At 70.2% G+C, this 23100-nt stretch carries 23 protein-coding genes; 16 read left to right on the top strand and 7 right to left on the bottom strand.

Features of this window, described 5'->3' with window-relative positions; translation table 11 throughout:
- Positions 1 to 61 precede the first annotated feature (61 nt).
- From Amac_RS53805 to Amac_RS25220, 3 genes are read left to right on the top strand one after another with little or no spacing between them, the layout of a single operon-like run.
- Entirely contained in the window at positions 62 to 541 is a 480-nt protein-coding gene (locus tag Amac_RS53805) for a hypothetical protein (protein WP_170322636.1), read from the top strand.
- On the top strand, positions 538 to 1539 hold the full coding sequence (locus tag Amac_RS25225; protein WP_170322635.1) for a phosphotransferase family protein: 1002 nt from the start codon (positions 538 to 540) through the stop codon (positions 1537 to 1539). Before Amac_RS53805 ends, Amac_RS25225 begins: the two co-directional genes overlap by 4 nt.
- 17 nt (positions 1540 to 1556) lie before the next feature.
- Positions 1557 to 2336 carry an enoyl-CoA hydratase/isomerase family protein gene (locus Amac_RS25220; protein WP_155356870.1) on the top strand — a complete coding sequence of 260 codons (780 nt, stop codon included), beginning with the start codon at positions 1557 to 1559 and terminating at the stop codon, positions 2334 to 2336.
- Between the two features lie 6 nt (positions 2337 to 2342).
- On the opposite strand, the gene Amac_RS25215 is transcribed toward Amac_RS25220, so the two are convergent.
- Positions 2343 to 3833 carry a class I adenylate-forming enzyme family protein gene (locus tag Amac_RS25215; protein ID WP_155356869.1) on the bottom strand — a complete coding sequence of 497 codons (1491 nt, stop codon included), beginning with the start codon at positions 3831 to 3833 and terminating at the stop codon, positions 2343 to 2345.
- Positions 3834 to 3923: 90 nt separating this feature from the next.
- Here Amac_RS25215 and Amac_RS25210 point away from each other — a divergent pair, with 90 nt between their 5' ends.
- The 7 genes from Amac_RS25210 (at position 3924) to Amac_RS25180 (ending at position 12487) form a co-directional block, all read left to right on the top strand.
- Positions 3924 to 5069, top strand: coding sequence for an acyl-CoA dehydrogenase family protein (locus Amac_RS25210; protein WP_155356868.1), 1146 nt, complete (start codon positions 3924 to 3926; stop codon positions 5067 to 5069).
- 27 nt (positions 5070 to 5096) lie between these two features.
- On the top strand, positions 5097 to 6653 hold the full coding sequence (locus Amac_RS25205; protein WP_155356867.1) for a class I adenylate-forming enzyme family protein: 1557 nt from the start codon (positions 5097 to 5099) through the stop codon (positions 6651 to 6653).
- A 10-nt stretch (positions 6654 to 6663) separates the two neighbouring features.
- A complete protein-coding gene (locus tag Amac_RS25200) occupies positions 6664 to 7959 on the top strand; it encodes an MFS transporter (protein WP_218041269.1) in 1296 nt (431 codons plus the stop codon).
- Positions 7960 to 8095: 136 nt separating this feature from the next.
- Positions 8096 to 10336: a xanthine dehydrogenase family protein molybdopterin-binding subunit gene (locus Amac_RS25195; protein WP_155356866.1), complete on the top strand. Its 2241-nt coding sequence runs from the start codon at positions 8096 to 8098 to the stop codon at positions 10334 to 10336.
- A complete protein-coding gene (locus Amac_RS25190; protein WP_155356865.1) occupies positions 10333 to 11205 on the top strand; it encodes an FAD binding domain-containing protein in 873 nt (290 codons plus the stop codon). Before Amac_RS25195 ends, Amac_RS25190 begins: the two co-directional genes overlap by 4 nt.
- Entirely contained in the window at positions 11202 to 11678 is a 477-nt protein-coding gene (locus Amac_RS25185) for a (2Fe-2S)-binding protein (RefSeq protein ID WP_155356864.1), read from the top strand. The genes Amac_RS25190 and Amac_RS25185 overlap by 4 nt, the downstream gene beginning before the upstream one ends.
- A gap of 86 nt (positions 11679 to 11764) precedes the next feature.
- Positions 11765 to 12487, top strand: coding sequence for a VOC family protein (locus Amac_RS25180; protein WP_155356863.1), 723 nt, complete (start codon positions 11765 to 11767; stop codon positions 12485 to 12487).
- Positions 12488 to 12496: 9 nt separating this feature from the next.
- Here the strand turns inward: Amac_RS25180 and Amac_RS25175 are convergent, their stop codons facing one another.
- Positions 12497 to 13099, bottom strand: a complete 603-nt coding sequence (locus tag Amac_RS25175; RefSeq protein WP_155356862.1) for a TetR/AcrR family transcriptional regulator — start codon at positions 13097 to 13099, stop codon at positions 12497 to 12499.
- A gap of 54 nt (positions 13100 to 13153) precedes the next feature.
- Here Amac_RS25175 and Amac_RS25170 point away from each other — a divergent pair, with 54 nt between their 5' ends.
- Complete coding sequence (locus tag Amac_RS25170; RefSeq protein WP_155356861.1) at positions 13154 to 14302, top strand: FAD-dependent oxidoreductase; 1149 nt, start codon at positions 13154 to 13156, stop codon at positions 14300 to 14302.
- Between the two features lie 85 nt (positions 14303 to 14387).
- On the opposite strand, the gene Amac_RS25165 is transcribed toward Amac_RS25170, so the two are convergent.
- The 3 genes from Amac_RS25165 to Amac_RS25155 form a co-directional block, all read right to left on the bottom strand.
- The gene (locus Amac_RS25165; RefSeq protein WP_155356860.1) at positions 14388 to 14984 is read right to left on the bottom strand and encodes a DUF1707 SHOCT-like domain-containing protein; all 597 of its coding nucleotides are present in this window, start codon (positions 14982 to 14984) and stop codon (positions 14388 to 14390) included.
- Positions 14985 to 15266: 282 nt separating this feature from the next.
- Positions 15267 to 16289: an NAD-dependent epimerase/dehydratase family protein gene (locus Amac_RS25160; protein WP_155356859.1), complete on the bottom strand. Its 1023-nt coding sequence runs from the start codon at positions 16287 to 16289 to the stop codon at positions 15267 to 15269.
- Between the two features lie 226 nt (positions 16290 to 16515).
- A complete protein-coding gene (locus Amac_RS25155) occupies positions 16516 to 16725 on the bottom strand; it encodes an SDR family NAD(P)-dependent oxidoreductase (RefSeq protein WP_246268678.1) in 210 nt (69 codons plus the stop codon).
- A 199-nt stretch (positions 16726 to 16924) separates the two neighbouring features.
- On the opposite strand from Amac_RS25155, the gene Amac_RS58025 reads away from it, so the two are divergent.
- Entirely contained in the window at positions 16925 to 17221 is a 297-nt protein-coding gene (locus Amac_RS58025) for a hypothetical protein (RefSeq protein ID WP_344449386.1), read from the top strand.
- A 101-nt stretch (positions 17222 to 17322) separates the two neighbouring features.
- On the opposite strand, the gene Amac_RS25145 is transcribed toward Amac_RS58025, so the two are convergent.
- Positions 17323 to 17901, bottom strand: a complete 579-nt coding sequence (locus Amac_RS25145; RefSeq protein ID WP_155356858.1) for a helix-turn-helix domain-containing protein — start codon at positions 17899 to 17901, stop codon at positions 17323 to 17325.
- Positions 17902 to 18016: 115 nt separating this feature from the next.
- On the opposite strand from Amac_RS25145, the gene Amac_RS25140 reads away from it, so the two are divergent.
- From Amac_RS25140 to Amac_RS25130, 3 genes are all read left to right on the top strand, one after another.
- Complete coding sequence (locus Amac_RS25140) at positions 18017 to 18853, top strand: EamA family transporter (protein WP_155356857.1); 837 nt, start codon at positions 18017 to 18019, stop codon at positions 18851 to 18853.
- A gap of 177 nt (positions 18854 to 19030) precedes the next feature.
- Entirely contained in the window at positions 19031 to 20116 is a 1086-nt protein-coding gene (locus Amac_RS25135; protein ID WP_155356856.1) for a hypothetical protein, read from the top strand.
- Between the two features lie 241 nt (positions 20117 to 20357).
- The gene (locus Amac_RS25130; RefSeq protein WP_155356855.1) at positions 20358 to 20945 is read left to right on the top strand and encodes a recombinase family protein; all 588 of its coding nucleotides are present in this window, start codon (positions 20358 to 20360) and stop codon (positions 20943 to 20945) included.
- A gap of 15 nt (positions 20946 to 20960) precedes the next feature.
- Here the strand turns inward: Amac_RS25130 and Amac_RS25125 are convergent, their stop codons facing one another.
- Complete coding sequence (locus Amac_RS25125) at positions 20961 to 21857, bottom strand: helix-turn-helix domain-containing protein (RefSeq protein WP_155356854.1); 897 nt, start codon at positions 21855 to 21857, stop codon at positions 20961 to 20963.
- 244 nt (positions 21858 to 22101) lie between these two features.
- Between Amac_RS25125 and Amac_RS25120 the strand changes: the two genes are divergently transcribed.
- On the top strand, positions 22102 to 23082 hold the full coding sequence (locus Amac_RS25120; RefSeq protein ID WP_155356853.1) for an aldo/keto reductase: 981 nt from the start codon (positions 22102 to 22104) through the stop codon (positions 23080 to 23082).
- Positions 23083 to 23100: the final 18 nt, after the last annotated feature.

Genomic DNA, 23100 nt, shown 5'->3' with positions numbered 1-23100 from the left:
ACTGTAACGGACATAATTTTACGTTGCACGTCACATCTTGAGGACGAGGGAGAAGGCGTCTGTGCGGCCGTCACCGGATGACCTGCTGGACAGCCTCCGGCTGTCCCTCAACGAGACCTTGCTGCCCCATGTCGAGGACCGCTGGGCCCGCTATGCCGGCGCCGCGATGGATCTCCTGCTCCAGCACCTGAAACTGCGCCTGGCGGGAGAGGGGGACGCGCTGGCCGAGGACAGCGCCGACATGCTGGCGGTCCTCGCGGCGATCGGCGGCAGCGCCGCTGCCCTGGGCGGGGAATGGGACAGCTTGGCGGAGTTGGTCGCGGGGGCGGCGGGCGACCCGCCGGGGGACGCGACCGCGCGCAACGAGCAGTTGCGGGGCGTGATCGTGGCGGTGATGCGATGGCTGGACGAGGCCGAGGGGGCGGATCCCGCCGTACAGGATCTGAGGGACGAGGTTTACCGACTGGTGCGGCGCCAGGTGGACCGGACCAAGCCCATGGTGGAGCCGCTGTTCATGTCATTCCGCCCGGTGGCGTCGTGACCGGGCTGGACGACGGGCGGCTGGGCGCGTACCTGCGCGATCGCCTGGAGGCCGACGATCTCACGGTCGTGTCCCTGAAACGCAATGTCGGCGGGATGTCCAGGCAGACCTGGTTCGCCGAGGTCTCCGGCGTCAGGGACGGCGCGGAGTTCACCGACGCGCTGACCATCAGGGTCGATCACCCGGAGGGTTCGGTGGTCCCGGTCGGCCTGGAGCGCGAGTACCGCACCTTCGCGGCGCTCGGCCCGACCGAGGTGCCGGTCGCGCGGGCGCTGTGGTTCGAGACCGACGAATCGCTGATCGGACGCGCGCCGTTCTACGTGCGCCGTACGGTGCCCGGCTCGGCCTCGGCGGGAAAGCTGTTCGCCCCGGGCCGGGAGGAGACGCGGCGCAGGATCGGCAGGCACCTGGCCGAGCGCCTCGCGGCCGTGCACACCCTCGACTGGGAGCGCGCCGGACTCGGCGACTTCATGGCCGTGCCGGCACGTCCGGAGGACTGCGCCCTGCTGGAGCTGGCCCACTACGAGCGGGCCTACCGGGCCGCGGAACCCGAGCCCATGCCCGTGGTGGAGGCCCTGTTCTCCTGGCTGAAGCGCAACGTGCCCACCGAGGTCTCGCGTACCTCCCTGGTGTGGGGAGACGTGGGCGTCGGCAACTTCATCTACGAGGGCGACCAGGTGGTGGCGCTCACCGACTGGGAGCAGGCGCACCTGGGCGACCCCATGAAGGACTGGGCCTCGGCCCTGTGGCGCGGCGCGGACGCGCTGCTGCCCCGCGAGGAGATGTTCGAGGCGTACGAGAAGGCGGGCGGGCCGAGGATCGACGAGGAGCGGATCAGGTACTACTCCGTCTTCATCGACGCCGAGTACATCTGCACCTCCTTCCCGCTGGTGAGCGGGTTCGGCCGGGACGGCGTGCGCGACGCGACCTTCGTCCGTCTCGGTATGGGCGTCCCTTACATGTGCATGGACCACGGTCTGCGCACCATCGGCTACTGATCCCGCGAGGAGGTCCCGTGTCCCTGGAGACATCGCTCACCGGCCGGGTGGGCACCATCGAGCTGAACCGGCCGGACAAGATGAACGCGCTCACCGTCGACCTGGTCGGCAATCTGGCCCCGGCGGCGGCGTCCCTGGTCGAGCGGGGCGCCCGCGCCCTGGTCCTGACTGGGCGCGGCCCCGCGTTCTGCGCCGGAGCCGACCTCACCCTGGTCGGCCAGGCCCTGGCCGGGGAACCCGCCGAGGTGCTCACCCCGCTGGTCGAAGGGCTGCACGGCACGCTCAAGCGGCTGCGCCTCCTGCCGGTGCCGCTGATCGCCGCCGTCGAAGGGCCCGCCGTGGGGGCGGGGATGGGGCTCGCGCTCTGCGCCGACCTGCGGATCCTGGCCGAGGGCGCCCGGCTCGTCCCCGGCTACCTGGGCATCGGCTCCTCCCCGGACGGCGGCGTGTCCTACTTCCTGACCCGGATGCTGGGCTCGGCCCGCGCCCTGTCCCTGCTGCTGCGCAACCGGCCGGTCCGCGCGGCGGAGGCGGCGGCGCTCGGCCTGGCCGAGCCGCCGGTGCCGGACGGGTCGGCGCTGGCCGCCGCCCAGGAGCTGGCGGCCACGCTCGCGGCCGGTCCGCCGCTGGCCCTGCTGCGGGTGCGGGAACTGGTGGACCGGGCGAGCGCGCAAGGCCTGGCGGAGCAGCTGGATCTGGAGCAGGAGCGGGTCGCGGAACTCTGGAAGACCCATGACTTCACTGAAGGCATCCGGGCCTTCCTCGAGCGGCGCGCCCCGGATTTCCGCGGCGAGTGAGCCGGATCAGCCGGAAAGCATGGCTCGCAGGCGGTGCTTGAGCACCTTCCCCGTGACATTGCGGGGAAGGCTCTCGGCCCTGATCCAGCGGCGGGGAACCTTGTAACCGGCCAGCCGCTCCCTGGCCCAGGCGGTCAACTCCCCGTCGAAGTGCGCGTCCCCCACCACGACTGCGGTGACCACCTGCCCCCACACGGGGTCCGGGGCGCCCACCACGGCCACCTCGGCGATGCCGGGATGCTCGGACAGCACCGCCTCCACCTCGCGCGGGTAGACGTTCTCCCCGCCTGTGATGATCATGTCGTTGCGCCGGTCGGTGATGTGCAGGTAGCCGCCCTCGTCCCGGTATCCCAGGTCGCCGGTGTGCATCCAGCCGCCGCGCAGCGCGGCCGCGGTGGCCTCCGGCCGGTTCCAGTAGCGGCGCATCACCGAAGGCCCCCGGCAGACGATCTCGCCGACCTCGCCCTGGGCCACCGGCTTGTCCCCGTCGCCGACGACCCTCACCTCCAGGCCGATCGCCTCGGTTCCCGCCGAGGCCAGCCGTACGGTGTCGGCCGGATCGTGGTCGCCGGGGCGCAGGATGGTCTGGCCGCCGGTCTCGGTCATGCCGTACTGCTGGTGGAACCCGCAGCCGAAGCGGGCCAGGGCGCGCCGCAGCGGCCCCGGCTCGATGGACGAGCCGCCGTAGACGATCAGGCGCAGGGCGGACAGGTCGACCTGGTCGATGAGCGGGCTCTCCAGCAGCAGGGCGATGATCGTGGGGACCAGGACGGTGGTGGTGACCCGCTCCCGTGCCAGGGTGTCCAGCGCCCGCTCCGGGGCGAACTCCGGCAGCATCACCAAGGTGGCGCCGACGGCGGTGTGCGCGTAGGACAGGAACGCGGCGATGTGGAACATCGGCAGGCTCGCCTGGTGCACGTCGCCCGCCCGGACCTCCATCTCGACGGCGTTGATCATCACGCGCGCGGTGAAGCCGAGCCGGTCCACGACCGCGCCCTTGGGCGAGCCGGTGGTGCCGGAGGTGTAGAGGATGGTGGCGGGGAGTTCCGCGTCGCCGGGATCGGCGCCCGAGTCCGGGATCGCGTCCGCGAGCGCGGCGTCATAGGACGGGATGCCCCGTGGCGCGCCCAGGCTCAGCAGGTGGGGTATTCCGGTCCCGGCCGCCCGCTCCTCCTCGCCGCGCCCCGCGATCAGCAGGGCCGGGGCGCTGTCGGAGAGGATGAAGCCCAACTCCCGCTGGGCGAGCCGGGTGTTCAGCGGAACCAGCGCGAACCCCGAGCGCAGGCACGCGGCCTGGATCTCCAGGTATTCCAGCTCGTTGGCGGCCAGCAGGGCGACCCGGTCGCCCGGCGCCAGGCCCCTGGCGCGCAAGGCCGCGCCCAGCCGTCCCACCCGGTCGTCCAGCTCGGCGAAGGTGACCCTCCGGTCGCCCTCGACCACGGCGGTCTTGGCGCCGAACCGGGTCGCGGGGCCCCGCACCAGATCGAGGTGACGCATCTGACCTCGCAAATCAGATCGGCATATTACGTACAGCGTTAAGTCACGTTACAGTGGGCGGGCCGGGAGTGCCAGAAGGGAGCGCGCGACATGGACTTCACGCTCAGCGCGGAACACCAGCAGCTGCGGCGGACGCTGCGGGAGTTCTTCGAGGCCGAGGCGCCGGTCGACGTGATCGCCCGCTTCGACCGGGACGAGGAGTTCAACTCCGAGCTCTACCTCAAGGCGGCCCGGCTCGGGCTCTCCGGCCTGGCCTTCGGCGAGCAGTACGGGGGAAGCGACGCGGACCAGATCTCCATCTGCATCGCCGTCGAGGAGATCGCCAGGGCCAGCGCCGCCCTCGCGTACGCCTGGCTGCCCACGGCCACGTTCTGCGCCAAGGGCGTCTACCGGTTCGGCACGGAGGAGCAGAAGAAGGAGATCCTGCCCCAGGTCGCGGCCGGCACCCTGCGCCTGGCCATGGGCCTGACCGAGCCGGAGGCCGGGTCTGACCTCACCCACCTGTCCACCCGGGCCGTACGCGACGGCGACGACTTCGTCATCCGGGGCCAGAAGGTCTTCACCACCGGCGCCGACACCGCCGGCTACATCTTCGCCTTCGTCCGGACCGACCCCGACGCCCCGGCGTCCAGGGGCATGTCCGTCCTGCTCGTGCCCACCGGGGCCGAGGGCCTGACCATCCGGCCGCTGCGCAAGCTGGCCGGGCAGTCGACCCACACCTGCGAGGTCTTCCTCAACGACGTCCGGGTGCCCAAGGAGAACCTCGTCGGCGAGCTCGGCGGCGGCCTCTCGATCATCTTCGAGCTGCTGGACGCCGAGCGGATCTACGTCGGCGCCCAGGGCACCGGCCTCGGCCAGGGCGCGCTGGACCTCGCGCTGAAGTACGCCAAGGAGCGCGTGCAGTTCGGCAAGCCGATCATCGAGCACCAGGCGGTCGGGCACATGCTCGCCGACATGGCGATGGACGTGCAGACCGCCCGGCTGATCACCTGGCAGGCGGCCTGGCGGCTGGACCAGGGCCTTGACTGCACCTTGGAGGCGTCCATGGCCAAGGTCCACGGCTCCGAGGCCGGCACCAGATGCGCGGCGCGCGGCATGCAGATCCTGGGCGGCTACAGCTACATGGTCGAGTACGGCATGGAACGCTACTGGCGCGAGACCAAGCTGTACGAGATCGCCGGCGGGACGAACCAGATCATGCGCAACGTGATCGCCAAGCACCTGGGCCGTTCCTGACCACTACTGCCAGAGGTATGACAAACGATGCTGGTCAGCGACATCATCCGGCGCAACGCGCGGTTCTTCCCCGACCGGGACGCCGTCATCGTTCCCCAGGGCGCGCACCGGACCTGGCAGGAGCTGGACGCGCGGACCAACCGCTTCGCCAACGCCCTGCTCGGCATGGGCCTGGCGAAGGGGGACCGCCTGGCGGTGTTCGCGCCGAACTGCGGCGAGTACCTGGATTTCTTCTTCGCCTGTGCCAAGTCCGGTGTGATCGGCGTGCCGGTGAACACCAGGCTCGCGCCCTATGAGACGAGCTCGTACCTGTCCTATGTGGAGCCGGCCGCGGTCCTGGTGCACGCGGACCTGCTCGCGAGCGCGCCCTGGCTGGCGGACGTCCGGTCGATCAGGCACGTCATCGGATTCGGGGCCGGACACGGGCTGGACCTCGATCTCGAGGATCTGATCGCGTCCGGCGGCGCCGGCGAGGTGGGCGCGGCGATCCACGAGGACGACATCTACCAGCTGGGCGCGACGAGCGGCACCACGGGCATACCCAAGGCCGCCATCCTCACCCACAGGAACGCCATCGCCGCGATCCTCACCTGGCTGGCCGAACTGGACGTCCCGGAACTCGGCACGGCGCTGCAGAGCATCCCTTTCTTCTTCAACCCGGGAGGCCCGGCGGGCCTGCACCCGGTCCTGATGAAGGGCGGGCGGACGATCATCCCGCCCGCGTTCGACCCGGCGGAGTTCCCCAAGCTGGTGCAGGAATACCAGGTCACCCACACCATCATCGTGCCGACCATGGTGCAGATGGTCGTGTCCAACCCGGCGGCCAGCGAGTACGACCTGTCCTCGCTGCGCGGCATCATGTCCGGCGGATCGCCGTTTCCGGCCCCCGTCCTCGAACGGGCACGCGCGCTGATGGGCGACGTGTTCCACCCCATCTACGGCATGGCGGAAAGCTACTCCTGCGGCACCATCCTCCGGCCACAGAACCTGCACACCGAGGGAAGCCGGCAGCGACTGTCCTCGATCGGCAAGCCCGAGACGCTGGTGAACGTCCGCGTCGTCGACCCGGAGGGCGGCGACGTGCCCCACGACGGCAGCACCGCCGGCGAGATCTGGCTGTCCGGCCCGTCGATCTCCCCGGGCTACTTCCAGATGCCGGAGGAGACCGAGCGCAGCCGCGAAGGCGACTGGTTCAAGACCGGCGATCTCGCGGTCATCGACTCCGACGGCTTCATCACGATCGTCGACCGGCTGAAGGACATGATCATCACCGGCGGCATCAACGTCTTCAGCGTCGAGGTGGAGCGCGCCCTGGAACAGCACCCCGACGTCCAGCAGGTGGCCGTGATCGGAGTCCCGCATCCGCGCTGGGGCGAGGCGATCCACGCGGTCGTGTCCCGCGCGGCCGGGAGCACCCTCACCGAGCGGGAGCTCATCGCCTTCGCGGCCGAACGCCTGAGCTCCTACAAGAAGCCGCGATCGGTGGAGTTCGTGGCCGCCCTGCCGATCAGCGCGACCGGAAAGGTCCTCAAGAAGGAACTACGAAACAAGCACACCATGCGGCCCGCACTGCCACGGAACTGAATTGGCGGGGGTGATCTTTTGGCTGCCTTGGCATAGACTTCGTCGCCGGTCACGGTGGAGGGGGAGAACGATAGCGGCCTCGGAGTCGGTCAACCCCCGCCCGCTGCGGCGCGATCGTGCCTTTGGCATCTTCTGGGGCGCGCAGACGCTCTCCGTGGCGGGCGACTCGTTCGCCCTCATCGCGGTTCCCCTGCTCATCCTGCACGCGACCGGATCCGTCGCCCAGATGGGCCTGCTGACCGGCGTGTCCGGCGCGGCCTCGGTCACGGCCGGAGTGTTCGCGGGCGTCCTGGTGGACCGGTTCGACCGGCGTACCCTGCTCATCGCCTGCGACCTCGCGCGGTTCGCGCTGTACGCGGTGATCCCGCTGGCCTGGCTGGCCGGTCCCCGGATCTGGCTGCTGTACGTGGTGCTCCCGCTGGCCGAGGCGGTCGGCATGGTCTTCCAGGTGACGTATGTAACCGCCGTACGCGGCCTGGTCGGTGAGGAGCGGGTCACCGAGGCCAACGGCAAGCTTTACGCGACCGCCGCGGCGGCGGGCATCCTCGGCCCGATGCTGGCCGGAGTGGTGGCGGGCTGGGTCGGGCTGACCGCGGCGATCGCTATCAACGCGGTCAGCTTCGCCGTGTCGGCGATCGGGATCTCGCTGATCCGGCTGTCCAAGCACGCGCCCGCCCCGGCGGCGGAGCGCGACCGGCCCTGGCGCGAACTCGTGGCCGGTGCCGTGTTCTTATGGCGGCAGCCCGTGCTGCGCGTCCTGACCATCCTGCTGTCGGTCTTCATCTTCATGACGCTCGGCCTCACCGACATCGTGATCTATCGCCTCAAGCACGATCTGGAGCAACCGGACAGTGTCGTCGGCGTGGTCCTCGGCGTGGGGGCGGTCGGCACCATGCTCGGCGCCCTCGTGGTCGCGCGCGTACGCCGGAGGCTGGGCTTCGGCCCCGCGTGGATCGGCGCGCACGCCCTCGCCGGGCTGGCCATCGTCGGCGTCGGGTTCGCCGGTTCGGTCTGGGGCGTGGCCGCCATCATGGCCTGCTACCTGGCGTGCGTGAGCGTGGCGGGCATCTGCTCGATGTCCCTGCGCCAGCAGGTCACCCCCGACCACCTGCTCGGCCGCGTCACCTCCGCGTTCTGGACCATCCACTTCGCGCTGGGCCCGGTCGGCGCGGCCGCGCTCACCTGGGGCGCCGCCCGCTTCGGCAGCACCCCGGTGTTCGTCTTCGCCGGCGTCAGCTGCCTCCTGCTCGCCGTCATCGCCCTCGCCACGCCCGTACGGCAACGCCATCCGGAGCGGCCCGCATAGTTTGTCTGACGAGCTGAAGTTCCCCTTGCCGCAGCCTGAGGTCCTCATGCCTTGGCGGGCCGTCAAGATGACGTCCCCGCGTAAAACCAAGGGACTCTCTATGGACTCGGCCAAATAGTGTGGTCTAGGGGATTACATGTGGAGCAGACGTGAGGATGAGCGGCTGCTGACCGGTGGCGGGCGGTATGTCGCCGACTTGGTGGTGCCGGGGTGCCTGGACGCTGTGTTCGTGCGAAGCGGGGTCGCCCACGGCGTGCTGAGCGCGGTGGACTGTTCCGAAGCCCGCCGGGTGGCGGGTGTGGTGGGGGCCTGGTCCGCCGCGGATTTCCCCTCTGGCCTGCACGTTCCGTACACGCCGTCCGCCGGGTTGTCGGCGGAGGAGGCGGTGGCGGGGCGGGAGTGGCCGGCGCTGGTCAAGGAGCGGGTGCGGTATCCGGGTGAGGCCGTCGCGGTGGTCGTCGGGGAGGATCGCTACCGGGCGGAGGACGGGGCGGCCGAGGTCGCGTTCCAGGTCGGCCCGCTGCCCGCCGTGGTGACGCCGCGAGCCGCCGCGGACGACTCGGTGCGCCTGTTCGACGGTCTGAGCAATGTGGCGTTCCAGGGCGCGGCGGGGGAGCCGATCGAGGAGTCGGTGTGGCGGCGCGCGGCGGTGGTGGTGGAGGCCGAGTACCGCCAGCAGCTGCTGATGCCCACGCCGATGGAATGCAGGACCATCCTCGCCGTGCCCGGCGGGGACCGGCTGACGGTGTGGTCGGGGCATCAGGCGCCCCACCGGCTGCGCGGGCAGCTGGCCGCCCTGCTGGGGTGGCCGGTCGACCGGATCCGGGTCGTGGCGCCGGACACGGGGGGCGCGTTCGGGTCCAAGAGCGCGATCTTCCCCGAGTACGTGGTGGTGGTCTTCCTGGCGGTGCTTCTCGGGCGGCCGGTGCGGTGGATCGAGGACCGCATGGAGTCGATGCTGACCGCCACCCGGGGGCGCGGCCAGGACCAGCGGGTCCGTCTCGCCGCCGACGCCGACGGGCAGCTGCTCGCGTACGAGCTGACCATCGACGCCGATGTGGGCGCCTACCCGCACCTGGGGGCGGGCCTGCCCATGCAGACCGCCCGGATGGCGACGGGGCCGTACCGCACGCCCCGGGTGTACGCCACCGTCCGCTCGGTGCTCACCAACACGATGGCGACCTACCCGTATCGGGGGGCGGGCCGGCCGGAGGCGACGATCGCGCTGGAGCGGTCGATGGACGCCCTGGCGCGCCGGTTGCGCATCGACCCGGCGGAGCTGCGGCGGCGTAATCTCCTCCCGCCTGAGAGCTTTCCGTACCGTACCCCCACCGGGCGGGTGTACGACAGCGGCGACTACGGCGCGGCGCTCGACCTGGCGCTGGAGACCCTCGACTACGCGGGCTGGCGGGCCGAGCAGGCCCGGCGCCGTGGCGACCCATCGGCGCTGCCGCTGGGCATCGGGCTGTCCTGTTACGTGGAACGGTCCGGCGGCGAGCCGGGCGGGCTGCACGAGTTCGCCGGTGTCGAGGCGCGGGAGGACGGCACGGTCATCGCCCGGTGCGGGTCGGCCTCCAGCGGCCAGGGCCACGAGACGACCTTCTCGGCGCTGGTCGCCGAGGAGCTCGGGGTGGATCAGGTACGGGTGGAACTGGTGGAGGGGGACACGGACGAGCTGCCCGATGGGGTCGGCTCCTTCGCCAGCCGGTCGGCGCAGGTGGCCGGTGCGGCGCTGCGGCAGGCGTGCGAGCTGCTCGTCCAGGAGGCCCGGGCCCGCGCGGCCGGGCTGTGGGGGCTACCGGTGGCGGAGGTGGCCTGGTCCGGGGGAGCGGTGTCGCCCGCGCGGGGCGGTGCGGCGATGGACCTGGGTGAACTGGTGAAGGCGACCGGGCCGCTGCGGGTGGAGGACAGGTTCGAGTCGGACATGGGATTCCCGTTCGGCGCCCATGCCGCGGTGGCCGAGGTCGACCCGGAGCTGGGCACGGTGCGCGTGCTGCGCCTGGTCGCCGTGGACGACTGCGGGGTCGTGCTCAACCCGATGATCGTCAAGGGTCAGGCGTTCGGGTCGGCCGTCCAGGGCCTCGGGCAGGCTCTGTACGAGGGCATCCCGTTCGACGACGACGGTGTGCCGCGGCTGGCCAACGGGCTGCTGGACTATCTGGTGCCCACCGCCGCCGAGATCCCGCCGATCACGGTCAAGGACACCTGCACGCCGAGCCCGGGCACGCCGCTGGGCGCCAAGGGAGCGGGGGAGTCGGGATGCATCGGCACCCCGGCGGCGATCGTCAACGCCGTGGCCGACGCGCTGCGCCTCGCCGACCCCGGCGTGCTGCGGATGCCGCTCACTCCCGACGTGGTCTGGCGGGCGGCCCGGTGAAGCCCGCCCGGTTCGAGTACACGGCGCCGCGGACGGTGCCGGAGGCGCTGGCGGCCCTCGCCGACACCGGACGCGACGTGCGGGTGCTGGCCGGGGGACAGAGCCTGCTGCTGGAGATGCGCCTGCAACGCCTGCGCCCCGACCTGCTGGTCGACATCAACCGGATCGCCGGGCTGGACCGGCTGGGCGTGGACGACGGCATGGTCGAGGTCGGCGCGCTGGTCCGCCATGAGGTCTTCGACTCACCGTGGGCCGTGCCTGGACCGCTCGGCACGCTGCTCTCGCTCGCCGCCCCGAACATCGCGCATCCGCCGATCCGCGCCCTTGGCACCATGGTGGGCAGTCTGGCCTGGGCCCACCCCGCGTCGGAGTGGTGCGCCATCGCCGCAGCCCTGGACGCCGTCATCCGGCTGCGGGGTCCCGAGGGCGCCCGTGAGGTCCCCGCCCGTGACTGGTTTCGTGGTCCGTTCGAGACTGCGCGCCGGCCTGGCGAGCTTCTCACTTCCGTACGGCTTCCGCTGCTCGGTGAGGGCACCGGCGTGGGTTTCATCGAGCACCGGCGTACGCACTTCAGCTTCGCGCAGGTGGGCGTGGCCGCCGCGCTGACCGTACGCGACGGGGTGGTCGTCGAGGCGCGGATCGGGCTGGCCAACTGCGCCGATCGGCCGGTGCGGGCGCGTGCCGCCGAGCAGGCGCTGGTCGGCGCCGAGATCGGCTCGACCCTGTTCGCCCGCGCGGGGCGCGTCGCGGCGGATCAGGACGCCGCTCCGCTGGCTGAGCCGTACGCCGACGTGGAGTACCGGCGGCACGCCATCGCGGTGCTGGTCGGCAGGACGCTGCGTCAAGCGGCGGAAGGAGCCCGGCAATGAAGATCACGCTCACGGTCAACGACGAGGTCCATCCGCTGGAGGTGGAGCCGCGGCGCGTCCTGGCCGACGTGCTGCGCGAGGACTGCCGGCTGACGGGCACGCACCTGGGCTGCGAGCACGGCGTCTGCGGGGCCTGCACGGTGCTGGTGGACGGCAGGGCCGTCCGGTCGTGCCTCATGCTCGCGGTGCAGTGCGACGGCAGGTCGGTACGCACCGTGGAAGGCCTGCGCGGACCCGGCGGCGAGCCCCATCCGCTGCAGCGGGCCTTCTCCGCTGAACACGCCCTGCAGTGCGGTTTCTGCACACCGGGCTTCCTGATGGTCGCGGCGGGCGCCCTGGCGGCCGACCCCACGATCGGCGAGGATCCGGATCGGGTCCGCGCCCTGGTCGAATCCAACATCTGCCGCTGCACCGGCTATGAACCCATCCGGCGCGCGATCGTACGCGGATCGTGCCCCGGAAGCGTCGCATAAATGCGTTGGCGTCGCAGTCATCGAGTGGGCTAGCGTCGCTTCGGTCATGCGCCTGGAGGACGTGCCCGGCAGATTGGAGACGCGGGATGGCTGCTCAGCTCGTCGCGCTCTGCTTCGATGCGAACGACCCGCTCGGTCTCGCGCGCTTCTGGGCCGGAGTCTTGAGCTGGGAGATGGCCGACGACCCCCACGATGGCATCACGCTCCTGCCGAGCGATGACACCGGGTTCCAGATCCGATGTCTTCCGACCCAGGAGCAGAAGACCGGCCAGAACCAGATCCACTTCGATCTGACGAGCACGTCCCTCGAGGACCAGCGGCGGACGGTGGCGAGGTCGCTCGAACTCGGTGCGCGGCACATCGACATCGGGCAACGCCCGGAAGAGGATCATGTGGTGCTCGCCGACCCCGAAGGCAATGAGTTCTGCGTCATCGGGCCGGACAACAAATTCCTTGCCGACTGCGGATTCATCGGAGCGCTCTCGTGCGACGGTTCGCAGGAGGTCGGGTACTTCTGGAGCGAAGCGCTGGGCTGGCCGCTGGTCTGGGACCAGGACCAGGAGACCGCGATCCGCTCGCCGCACGGCGGTCCGAAGATCACCTGGGGCGGTCCGCCCCTGATGCCGAAGATCGGGAAGAACCGGCTGCACTTCGACCTCGCTCCACCTGCGCACGGTGATCAGCAAGCGGAGGTCGACCGTCTCGTCTCCCTCGGAGCGACTCGAATCGACATCGGCCTGCACGGGGCCGGCCGGGTGATGATGGCCGATCCCGATGGCAATGAGTTCTGCGTGCTGACCCCCCGCTAGCGGGCCTCTTCACGACCGTGGCGGCCGTCCCCGATCCGGTACTGCGGAGCCATACACGATGGCGTGCACGACACCCTGGACGACGTTCCTGCTGACGCTCTCGGGCGGCGCGGTGACCAGGGTGAACAGTGCGCCACCGTAGAGGGCGATCAGGGCGGGAATCTTCTCGCGCGGGATGGCGAGGCCAAGCTGGTCGTGGTGCCCGGCGGTGAATTGCGTCGACGTGTCCTGCAGGCCCGCGAGAGCCGAGGCCAGCACCGGTCGCCGCACCGCCTCCAGTTGAAGTTCGAAGATCGCCAGATACCGGTTACGCCACGTGGTGGCCGCCGCGAGCAACGATTCCGTGAGCAGCTCGACCAATAGCACGCTCTCGGCCGACTTGTGCTGCTCAGCGGCCCGGTCCATGTCGGCATGCTGCAACTCGACGATGCGCTCCGCGGCGGCCACCAGCAGCGCTTCCCGGCTGCGGAAGTAGTTCGAGGCCGTGCCCCGCGGAAGCCCGGCTTCCTTCTCCACCGCGAGGTGGGTCAATCCATGCACTCCCGCCGTCGCCAGGAGCTCGATGGCGGCATCGGTCAAGGCCCGGCGACGGGCTTGGTTGGTCGGCGGCACGCGGCTATGCTATGCCAATATCCGTACTAGTACGATCGTAGTGATTGGAGCCTCGTGAGAGTTGTGGTGGTCGGTGCCGGTCTGGGTGGAGTGGCGGCCGCGGTGGGGCTGCATCGTTCGGGTCATGAGGTGATGCTCTGCGAACGGGGCGCCGAGCTTCGGGAGTCGGGCACCGGGGTTGTGATCATGCCGAATGGAGTCCGGGCGCTGGCCGCGCTGGGGCTGGCCGACTACGTTCGCGAGCAGGCCACGCCTGCCGTCAGCGGGGGACTGCGGGACTGGCGGGGGCGGGCGTTGCTGGTCACCGACGCCGTCCAGGCGCAGCGGGAGGTCGGGGCGACGGTCGTCGTCGACCGGGCGGAGCTGCACCGGGCGCTGCGCGCCCCGCTGCCCGCCGAACTGGTGCGAACCGCGACGCCGGTCGAGCGCCTGGAGCCCGACCCCACCGGGGTGACGGTGATCAGCGACGGCCATCCCCTCACGAGGGCGGACGCGGTGATCGTGGCCGACGGGATCGGCAGCGGGCTGCGCGGTCAGCTCTTCCCCGGCCACCCCGGGTTGCGGCGGATCGGCCGGATGGACCTGCGCGGCCTGCTGCCCAATCCACCGGGCCTGGACGTGACCGGCCTGATGGCCAGCATCATGATCGACCGCCGCAGCGGGGCGATGTTCGGCCTGTTCCCCGTCGGCGAGAAGGGCCTGTACTGGTTCACCGACTCCGCGCTGCCCGCGACACCACCCGGGCCGGATGAGGCGCGCCGGCAGATGCTGTCCCTGATGGCCGACTGGCACCCGGCCGTCCCGGCACTGATCGAGGCCACCCCGCCCGCCGACATCTACGTCGATCCGATCGCCTGCCTGGCCGAACCGCTCCCTTCGTTCGCGGCCGGCAGGGTCGCGCTCCTCGGCGACGCCGCGCACGCCATGACCCCCGATCTCGGCCAGGGCGCCAGCCAGGCCTTCGAGGACGCGGCCGCCGTGACCCAGCACCTGACCGACGCCGACCCGGCCGATGCCATCCAGCGGCTCCTCCACTACGACGCGGAGCGCCGGCCCCGCGCCAACCGCCTGATGCTGGCGTCGTCCCGGCAGTCGCGGCTGACGTCGCAGACCGGCGCCGCGGCATGGCTACGCGACGCCCTGCTGCGCGCGATACCGCCCCGGCTCGCCACCCGGCAACTCGCCGCCATCTGGCACGCCTAGACGGTTTGGTCCGCGAAGCGAATCAGGCTAGCCGGTCCACGTAACTGGCCTGGGATCACGGAGCGCGTGCTACAGCTGTAGTCGCTCAAGCGCTCTGAGCGCGCCGCTGCGTTCGGCGTTCCCAGCTGTTGGGGTGGCGGATGACCACGCCTCCCGCGCCGCCGGTGCCGGTGAGGCGGATCAGCGGTGTCCTGGGGAGCCGCTGCGACGTGGTCTTGTCCGTGAAACCACCGAGGCCGGGCTCCATCCCGGCGGTCCCCGCCACCCACCCGTCAGGGATGATGATCGTGACGCCGCCCATCTGCCCGTGCGCTTCTATCTCGATCTCGGGCAGCCGGCATTCGGTCTGGGTGAAATCGAGCTTGACGGCACCCATGCCGCCGTACACGGCAATCCGCGCAGGCACCAGCCAGCGTCCGGAACGTGACGCGCCGTTCATGCCTCCTCTGAGGACCAGCGGCCCCTGATCCACCGGAACATCCGGCGGCAGATCGGCAGTAAGGGACTCCAGATCGGCATAAGTCTTGGCGTTCAACGCCAGGTCCAGCCGCACATCCAGCTCACTGAGGTCGATCCGGCCCTCGGCCGCCGCCGTACTCAGCCGCTCCACCACCGCCTCGCGCTCCTCATGCGAGACGCGCATCTCACCACGGCGCACAGGTTCCGGAAGCCCAGCGGTCATACCTCAATGGTACGGAGATACGCGAAAAGTACGACCGTCTGTACTTGGGGGAGCGCGTTGCGGGTGGGGGAGCCGGTGCTGAGCGCGGGGCGGCAGGTGGGTTACAGCGGCTGATGTTCGCGGACGGGCGTTGTCGATCACGGTGTTGACGCAACGGTGCCCTGGTGGACGAATCGATCCCTTACTCTACTTTGTAAAGGCGTCGGCTTGAAGGCACTAATTCACCCACAGCCACAAGCCTCAGCAGCACGAACGGCTTGCCGTCGTCAGGTGGGGATCAATTCATCCGCTAATGTGATGGTCCCACTGCTCCAGAATCCTGGCTTCCTTCTCTGGGTCGATGCCGTGCCGCAGGAGCCGTCCGCCGAACGACCGCTCGGCCACCGGGATCTCCCGCAGCCAGGCCCAGGTGTCCCGTACGGTCTCCGCCACCGGCCGGCAGGCCAGCCCTTCGGCGACGGCCTTGGCGGAGGAGGGCGTCCAGATCCCGGAGGTCATCGGCCCCCGCGGCAGCCAGAGCGGCAGTTCGGTCCACGGCTTCACACTGTGGGCAACCAGGAACTCGTCCTCCACCCAGACCAGTTCGGCGTCGGAGCCGGTCTCCGCCACGCACAGCCCCAGCCACTCCCCGAACGTGATCTTGCCCGGCTCGCCGGTGGTGAAGTACCGCCCGGTCGCGCCGCGTTCGGCCTGGTCCAGGGTGAAGGCGGCGATGTCGCGCGCGTCGATGACCTGCATCGGCAGGTCAGGGACGCCGGGCGCCAGCACCCGGCCGCCGCGCTCGATCCGGGTCAGCCACCAGGACAGGCGGTCGAGGTTCTCGTGCGGGCCGAGGATCGGCCCCGGCTCGATGACGAGCGCCTTGCCCTCGAAGAACTCCTCGACCGCGCGCTCGCAGCCGGCCTTGAGCACCCCGTATTCGCCGAAGCTCGCGTCGGCGTCCGGCGGGCACTCGTGCCGGGGGGCGCTCTCGTCCAGCCCGATCACGCTCGGGTACCCCGGAAAGGCGGAGATGCTGGAGATGAACGTGTAGTGCGGGACGTGGCCGTTCAGCCGCCGCACCCCGTCCAGGACGACGGCTGGGGTGAAGCCGCAGACGTCGATGACCGCGTCCCACTCCCGCCCCTCGACCAGCCGGTCGAGGTCGGCCGGAACCTCGCGGTTCCCGTGCACGGCCGTCACCCCGGACAGGTCCGGGCTGCTCACCCCCCGGTTGAACGTCGTCACCTGGTGCCCCCGGCGCAGAGCGTCCGCCACGATCGCCCGCCCCAGGAACACCGACCCACCGATTACCAGAATTCTCATAACGCCATTTTTTCGCGCCAAGTGGTGAAATTCCGCCGACAATTTGCGATCAGCGGATCACCGCAGGGCTGAACCGGGCCTCATCCAGGCCGTGCACCCGCGCGGTCCTCAAGTGCGTCGACCAGGCCGAGCGTGACGGACGGCTCGGGCACTTCCGTCATTGGGGGGAACGGCGGTCGTTCCCCAACCCTGCAGTGATCGCTCCACCTCCGCGGCCTACGGGCGGTCAGCGAGCCTCGTCGCCGACGTCGTGATGCACGTACTCGGCGTGGTCACCGAGCGCCTCCGCTAGCGCGTTGCCCTCCTCGTCCCTGACGTCGGTCAGCACCACGAACGCACCCTCGTCGACGAACAAGGCGGCTTCGGCCGCTCCCATCCCGCGCGCCGCTCCCGTGACAATGGCGACCTTGCCGTTCAGCCGTCCCAGGCCGGTCACCGCGATGCTCCCTTGCGGACGGCGGTGTGAGGGGAGTGTCCCAGTGGGGGCAGTTCTTCTTCGCAAGCGACAGCGAGCTGAGGTGGTCCTGCACCTCAGACATGGTCAAAGGCTCGCCCGCGGTGACGAGATAGGCACAGGCGCGCTCACCCAGCCTCTCGTCGGGCATCGCCACGACCGCCGCAGCGACGATGCGTGGGTGGCGCATCAGCAGCGTCTCGACTTCCTCGGCGCTCACCTTCTCCCCACCGCGGTTGATGAGGTCCTTCAGTCTGCCCTCAACGCTGATGCTGCGCTCGCCGCCCACGGTCCGGACCGCGACGAGGTCGCCGGTGCGGTAGAAACCGTCGGAGGTGAACGCCGAGGAGTTGATGTCGGGGGCGTCGAAGTAGCCCCGGATGGTGTAGGGCCCGCGACAGGCGAGCTCTCCGACAGTGCCATCCGGCACCTCGGTTTCCGTGCCCGGCTCGAGCACCCGGAACTCGTCGTACGGTGAGACCAGCCGCCTGCTTCGGCGTAGGACCTTGCGTTGTACCAGTACTCGGCGTGCAACCTCGGGATGACCTTGGGGACGCCCGTGGTGCCGCCGGACAGTGTTCAGGCCGAGGTGGGGGGCAGATGGACGGTCATGATCAGGTGGCAGGTTTCGGTGCCCGAGCCGCGGTAGGCGTGGGGGACGTCGCCGTCGAAGGTGGCGCTTTGTCCGGCGTCGACGGTGTGTTCGGTGCCGTCGATGATCAGGGTCATCTGGCCGGAGGTGACGCTGACGGTTTCCACGACTCCGGCCTGGTGGGGCTGGCTGGGGTACTCTTCGCCAGGCTCCAGCCGCCACCGCCACACCTCGACCGGGGCGGGACCCGAGGTCACCAGCATGAGCCGGGCCTCGCCGCCCTGGTCGCCGGTCCATAGCGGCGCGATGGTGTCAGCGGTGACGATGCGGACGACGCGTTCTTCCGGTGGCCCTTGCATCAGGGTAGGCACGGAGATGCCGAGGGTGTCGGCCACCCGCACCAGGGTGCCCAGGTTGGGGTTGCCCTGGGCCTTCTCCAGCGCGGCCAGGGCGCCCTTGGAGACCTGGGCGCGCCGGCTGAGTTCTTCCAGAGACAGGCCCGCGTGGAGGCGGGCCACCCGGACGTTGTGCGCGACCGTCCGCAGGGTTGCGTCGTTCTCGGCCATCTGATCACACTCCCTCGCGATGAACCATTCCAATGTATCGCCCGGTCGTTTTATTGGTGGCTCGGTCATTTTGATGTACTCTGTGGTCATTTCATTGAGCAATGACGGGGGTGCCGTGATCGCTTTGCTGCTGGCTCTGGGCAGCTCGCTCGCCTATGGGTGCGCCGATTTCCTGGGTGGGCTCGGCGCTCGCAAGGCGCATGTGCTGCGGACCGTTATGGTCGCGGCGCCGGCCAGTCTCGTGGTCGAGCTGCTGCTGTGGCCGCTGCTGGGCGCCTCGTTCAGCCCTGGGGCGCTCGGCTGGGGCGCGGCCTCGGGGGTCGCGTCGGCCGCGGCGTTCGCGTTGCTGTACCGCACTCTGGCGATCGGCCCAATGAATGTGCTCTCGCCGGTGACCGCGCTGGTGTCGGCCGCGTTGCCGGTCGGTGTGGGCCTGCTACAGGGCGAGCACCTGGGCGTCGCCGCCCTGGTGGGGCTGCCGCTCGCGCTGGTGGCGGTGGTGCTGGTCAGCGCCGGGCACAGCGTGGGCTCGGCTCGTCCCTCGCCCGCCGCGCTGCTGCTTGCCTTCGGCGCCGGAGCCGCCATCGCTCTGCAGCTGGTCTTCCTGCACCAGGCGCCGTACGACAGCGGAGTCGCTCCCCTGATCGTGGGCCGGGCGGTGGCCTCGGCCATCACCCTGACCGCGGCCGCCCTGATGCGCCGCAGGCTGGGTCCCGAGCGCCCCGCCTACGCGATCTCGGCCACCGCCGGGGTACTGGACTCGATCGCGAACCTGCTGTTCCTGCTCGCCGCCCGTAGCGGGGATCTCGCCGTCGTCGCGGTGATCACCGCCCTCTACCCGGCCGGCACGGTCCTGCTCGCGCGCGGCGTGCTCGCCGAACGCATCGGCCGCGGCCAGCTCGCCGGCCTGGGCGCAGCCGCCGTCGCCGTCAGCCTTCTCGCCTTGGCCTAATGGGCCCCGGAACCCGGTCTCCTGAACTGACCGACCGCTCAACCACACGATCAACCGATCAAGGGATGGCTTCCCAAAAGCGACTCTGTATGTAAAGGCGTCGGCTTGAAGACACTAATTCACCTCCCATAAATGCAGCTCGGACCGTGTTCGCCTGCGTCGTTCTAGGTTGTACCGATGATCAACGTGGTGGAGTGGACCCGGCTGGAGCCGTGGCGGGTCGCCCGTGCGCGTACCGACCGCGGTGAGTCCGTGATCGTCAAGTGGACGGGCCCTCATGCGGACGGCAGGCACACCGAGGAATGGCGGTTACGCACAGAGTTAGGCGCGTTGCGGTTTCTGACAGAGGATCTCAGAGTCGATCTAGCGCCACGCGTTTTTGGGGAGGATCTTCTCGCGGGGCGCATCATTCTCGAGGATCTAGCGCCGCGGGTTGCGCTGGACGGACTGTTACGCCGCGATGGTGTCTTCGCGCATGCCGTACGCCTGGAGGCTTTCGCTCGTGCCCGTGGCGAGCTCGGCGCGGTCACTGCGGGACAGGCGGAGCTGTACTACCGGCGGCGAGAGCGCCTCGGGCAGGTCGATCCGGAGGCCGATCGACTTGGCCGCGTCGCCCGGCTGCGCCGAGAAGGGCTGTCGCAGGCCAAGGTGCTGGGAGTGCCGATCACCGGGGCGGTGGAGCGCGAGTTCGCCCTCGCTTTGGCGGAGCTAGCCGAACCAGGGCCGTTCTTGACGCTGAGCAACGGCGATCCGGAGACCAACAATGCCCTGGTCTGTGCGGACGGGCCGCCCGATGCGCGTCTGATCGACTTCGAGTTCGCCGGCTTCACCCACGCCCTGCACGATGCTGTCTGCCTGCATGTTCCCGGTCCGGCCTGGATGCAGGTGAGTACGAATGCGGGGGCTGCAGGTTCCGAGCCTCTGCCACAGGTTGGCGAGGTCTACCGGCGTGCTCTGGCGGTCGGGGTGCCGCAGGCCGAGGATGAGCGGCTCTATGGAATGGCCTTGGCGGCGGCGTGTGTGGCGTTCGCGTTGGTCCGCCTCTGGCGTTTGCAGATACTGGATAGGCGTACAGCGGGTGACGACAGCCGTGCCCAGCTCGTCTCGACTGTTGAAGCTGCCGCTTCTACCGCCCGGGAACATCATGCTCTGCCGCAGCTGACGGGCCTGTGTCAGCGCCTGGCCGAGGTGCTACGCCGCCGCTGGCCCGATACGGACGTGGACACCGCTGCTCTCGCACCCTATACGCCGCGCCTTCGGTGATGGATGGACGCGGGATCAGAATCCACAGCTCCCGCTCGACGCCCTGGCGGCCAGCGGTTACGACGAATTGGTCACGGAACGGCCTTCGGGGAAGTTGGGTGCGGAAATTAGCGGTAGCCGACGGAGGGTGATCAGTCCGGGTGTTCCGTAGGGGGTCCCCCAACGGAACACCGTCCAGCCGGATCAGATCCCCAGGTCACGCTGTTCCGGTGAAGGCCCCCTATACGGAACACTTGGTCGCGTGAACGGGACCCGAGTCGGCTACGCGCGCTGTTCCACCGACGAGCAAGATGTCGTGATCCAGACCGAGCAGCTTCTGGCCCTTGGCGTTCCCGAAGAACGCATCTACATCGACCGCGGCTTTTCCGGCACCACCCGCCACAACCGCGCCGGCCTCGACCAGGCGCTGGCCGCCGTGTGGGACGGGTCGGTGTTCGCCGTCACCAAGTTCGACCGGTTCGCCCGCAACATGGCCGAGGCCAACGAGATCCTCACCGGCCTGTCCGACCGAGGCGTGCTGTTCGGGCCAGGCGGCTCGGTCTACGACTGGAACGATCCGTTCGGCCGGCTGTTTCTGCAGACCCTCGCCATGGTTGCGGAGTTCGAGGCCAACATCGGGCACCAGCGCACCCGCGAGGGCATGGCCCTGGCGAAGAAGAACGGCAAGCTCAAGGGCAAGCAGCCCAAGCTGCCCGAACCGGCGCGCCGCTCCATCCGCCGCCGCTACGCCGAAGGCGAGGCCTCCCTCGCCGATTTGGCAGGCGAGTACAGCGTCGGGCGCTCCACCATCCACCGCATCATCCACGGACTCCCAGAAACCCCCAGGTAGAACGCGGGTTACTGCCTACGTTGCGGTCCGGTCGGGTGGTGTGAGGGCGTCGGCGGGGGTGTGGGTGGCGGCCCAGCTGGCGAGGAGTTTGAGGGCGTCGTCGTCGGGGGTGCCGGGGGGTGCGGTGAAGGCGATGAGGGACAGGCCGGGGTCGGCGGCCAGGTCGAGGACCTCGTAGGTCAGGTGGAGGTCGCCGACGACGGGGTGGTGGAGGTGTTTGGTGCCGGTGCGGTGCAGGCGGACGTCGTGGGCGGCCCAGCGGGTGCGGAAGGCGTCGCTGCGGGTGGACAGTTCGCCGACCAGGTCGGTGAGGTGCTTGTCGTAGGGGTCGCGGCCGGCTTCGGTGCGCAGGGCGGCGACGGCGTCGTCGGCGGCGCGGTCCCAGTCGGGCCAGAAGACGTGGGCGCGCGGGTGGAGGAAGGTGAAGCGGGCGTGGTTGGCGATCTGACCGGCGGGCCGGGCGGGGTCGGCGAACACGGGGGCGAACAGGGCCATGCCGAGGGGGTTGGCGGTCAGGGCGTCCAGGCGGCCGTTGTTGACCATGGCCGGGATCGTGGTCATGCCGTCCAGGATGCGGGTGAGGCTGGGGCGGATCTGCTGGGCGGGCCGACGGCGGTGCGGGCGGGCCGCGGGGCCGGCGGTACGGGCGAGGTCGGCCAGGTGGGCGCGTTCGGCCTCGTCTAGGCGTAGTGCGCGGGCTACGGCGTCCAGGACGCTGTCGGAGACCCCGGCTAGGTGTCCGCGTTCCAGTTGGGCGTAGTACTCCACGCTGACCCCGGCCAGGTCGGCGACCTCGCTGCGGCGCAGGCCGGGCACCCTGCGGCGCCCGGAGTCGATCAGCCCGGCCTCCCCGGGACTGATCTTGGCGCGGCGGGAGGTGAGGAAGGTCTTGACCTCTTCGCGGTTGTCCACTTTTCCCAGGTTAGGCGAGTGTCGCAGGCCGAGGAGTGGGCTGGTGGTACACCTTCCAGCAGTGACTTCTCCCCAGCTCGGGCAGCGGGTTGCATGGTCTGCAGATGCCGCTGGTCACCTGGCCGAGGCGTCGTTTTCCTCGCGCTTGGTCAAGCTGTGGCGAGCGCCTGGCATCGAGCGGGCACGGTCCGAACGGGAGCCGTGTTCGGCCGCAAGGGTGAAACTGCGACGAAGGAGTCAGCTGATGAAGCATGTGTCCCTGGGTGGGCTGGATGTATCTCGGATCGGGCTGGGTGCCATGACCATGGCCGGCACCTACACCAGCGGCGGGGGGTTGGACGATGCCGAGTCGATCCGCACCATCCACCGTGCGCTCGAGTTGGGCGTCACCCACATCGACACCGCCGAGATCTACGGGCCCTTCCACAGTGAGGAGGTCGTCGGCCAAGCGATCAAGGGCCGCCGTGACCAGGTCGTGGTGGCCACCAAGTTCGGCCTCGTCTCCCACTCCGGGGGCGGGCCAGGGGTGACCGACAGCAGCGCTGCCAACGTCCGCGCCGCCGTCGAGGGCTCGTTGAAGCGACTGGGCACCGACCACATCGACCTGTACTACCAGCACCGCGTCGACCCGAACACCTCCATCGAAGAGACCATCGGCGCGCTGGCCGACCTGGTCGTCGAGGGCAAGGTTTTGCATATTGGCCTGTCCGAGGCCAGCCCGGCCACGATCCGCCGAGCCCACGCCGTCCACCCCCTCGCCGCGCTGCAGACCGAGTACTCGCTGTGGACCCGCGACCCCGAAGACGAGCTCCTGCCGCTGCTGCGGGAACTGGGCGTGGGGTTCGTGCCCTACTCGCCGCTGGGCCACGGGTTCCTCACCGGCCAGATCCGCACTCCCGACGACATCCCCAACGACGACTGGCGCAAGACCAACCCCCGCTTCACCGGCGAGAACTTCCAGCGCAACCTCCGCGTCGTCGACGAGGTCAAGACCATCGCCACCGAAGCCGGCGTGACTCCGGCACAGATCGCGCTGGCCTGGCTGCTCACCCGAGGCGACGACATCGCCCCGATCCCCGGCACCCGCCGCGTCGCCCGTGTCGAGGAGAACACCGCCGCCGACACCATCGACCTCACCCCCGACCAACTGAAGCGGCTCGACAACCTCACCCCCGCCGCCGGTGAACGCCATGACGAGACCAACATGGCCGCCATCGACCAGTAGAACCCCGGCCGGCCGCGC

The organism is Acrocarpospora macrocephala, assembly GCF_009687865.1.
GTDB lineage: Bacteria > Actinomycetota > Actinomycetes > Streptosporangiales > Streptosporangiaceae > Acrocarpospora > Acrocarpospora macrocephala.
Note: the sequence above shows the minus strand (reverse complement) of the source record. Positions and strands in the feature narration are given on the sequence as shown.

Bases quoted from the DNA above. Each gene is read 5' to 3' on its own strand.
- Amac_RS25215 (WP_155356869.1), bottom strand. From the start codon at position 3,833: ATGCGTCACCTCGATCTGGTGCGGGGCCCCGCGACCCGGTTCGGCGCC.
- Amac_RS25210 (WP_155356868.1), top strand. From the start codon at position 3,924: ATGGACTTCACGCTCAGCGCGGAACACCAGCAGCTGCGGCGGACGCTG.
- Amac_RS25205 (WP_155356867.1), top strand. From the start codon at position 5,097: ATGCTGGTCAGCGACATCATCCGGCGCAACGCGCGGTTCTTCCCCGAC.
- Amac_RS25195 (WP_155356866.1), top strand. From the start codon at position 8,096: ATGTGGAGCAGACGTGAGGATGAGCGGCTGCTGACCGGTGGCGGGCGG.
- Amac_RS25185 (WP_155356864.1), top strand. From the start codon at position 11,202: ATGAAGATCACGCTCACGGTCAACGACGAGGTCCATCCGCTGGAGGTG.
- Amac_RS25180 (WP_155356863.1), top strand. From the start codon at position 11,765: ATGGCTGCTCAGCTCGTCGCGCTCTGCTTCGATGCGAACGACCCGCTC.
- Amac_RS25165 (WP_155356860.1), bottom strand. From the start codon at position 14,984: ATGACCGCTGGGCTTCCGGAACCTGTGCGCCGTGGTGAGATGCGCGTC.
- Amac_RS25160 (WP_155356859.1), bottom strand. From the start codon at position 16,289: ATGAGAATTCTGGTAATCGGTGGGTCGGTGTTCCTGGGGCGGGCGATC.
- Amac_RS25145 (WP_155356858.1), bottom strand. From the start codon at position 17,901: ATGGCCGAGAACGACGCAACCCTGCGGACGGTCGCGCACAACGTCCGG.
- Amac_RS25135 (WP_155356856.1), top strand. From the start codon at position 19,031: ATGATCAACGTGGTGGAGTGGACCCGGCTGGAGCCGTGGCGGGTCGCC.
- Amac_RS25120 (WP_155356853.1), top strand. From the start codon at position 22,102: ATGAAGCATGTGTCCCTGGGTGGGCTGGATGTATCTCGGATCGGGCTG.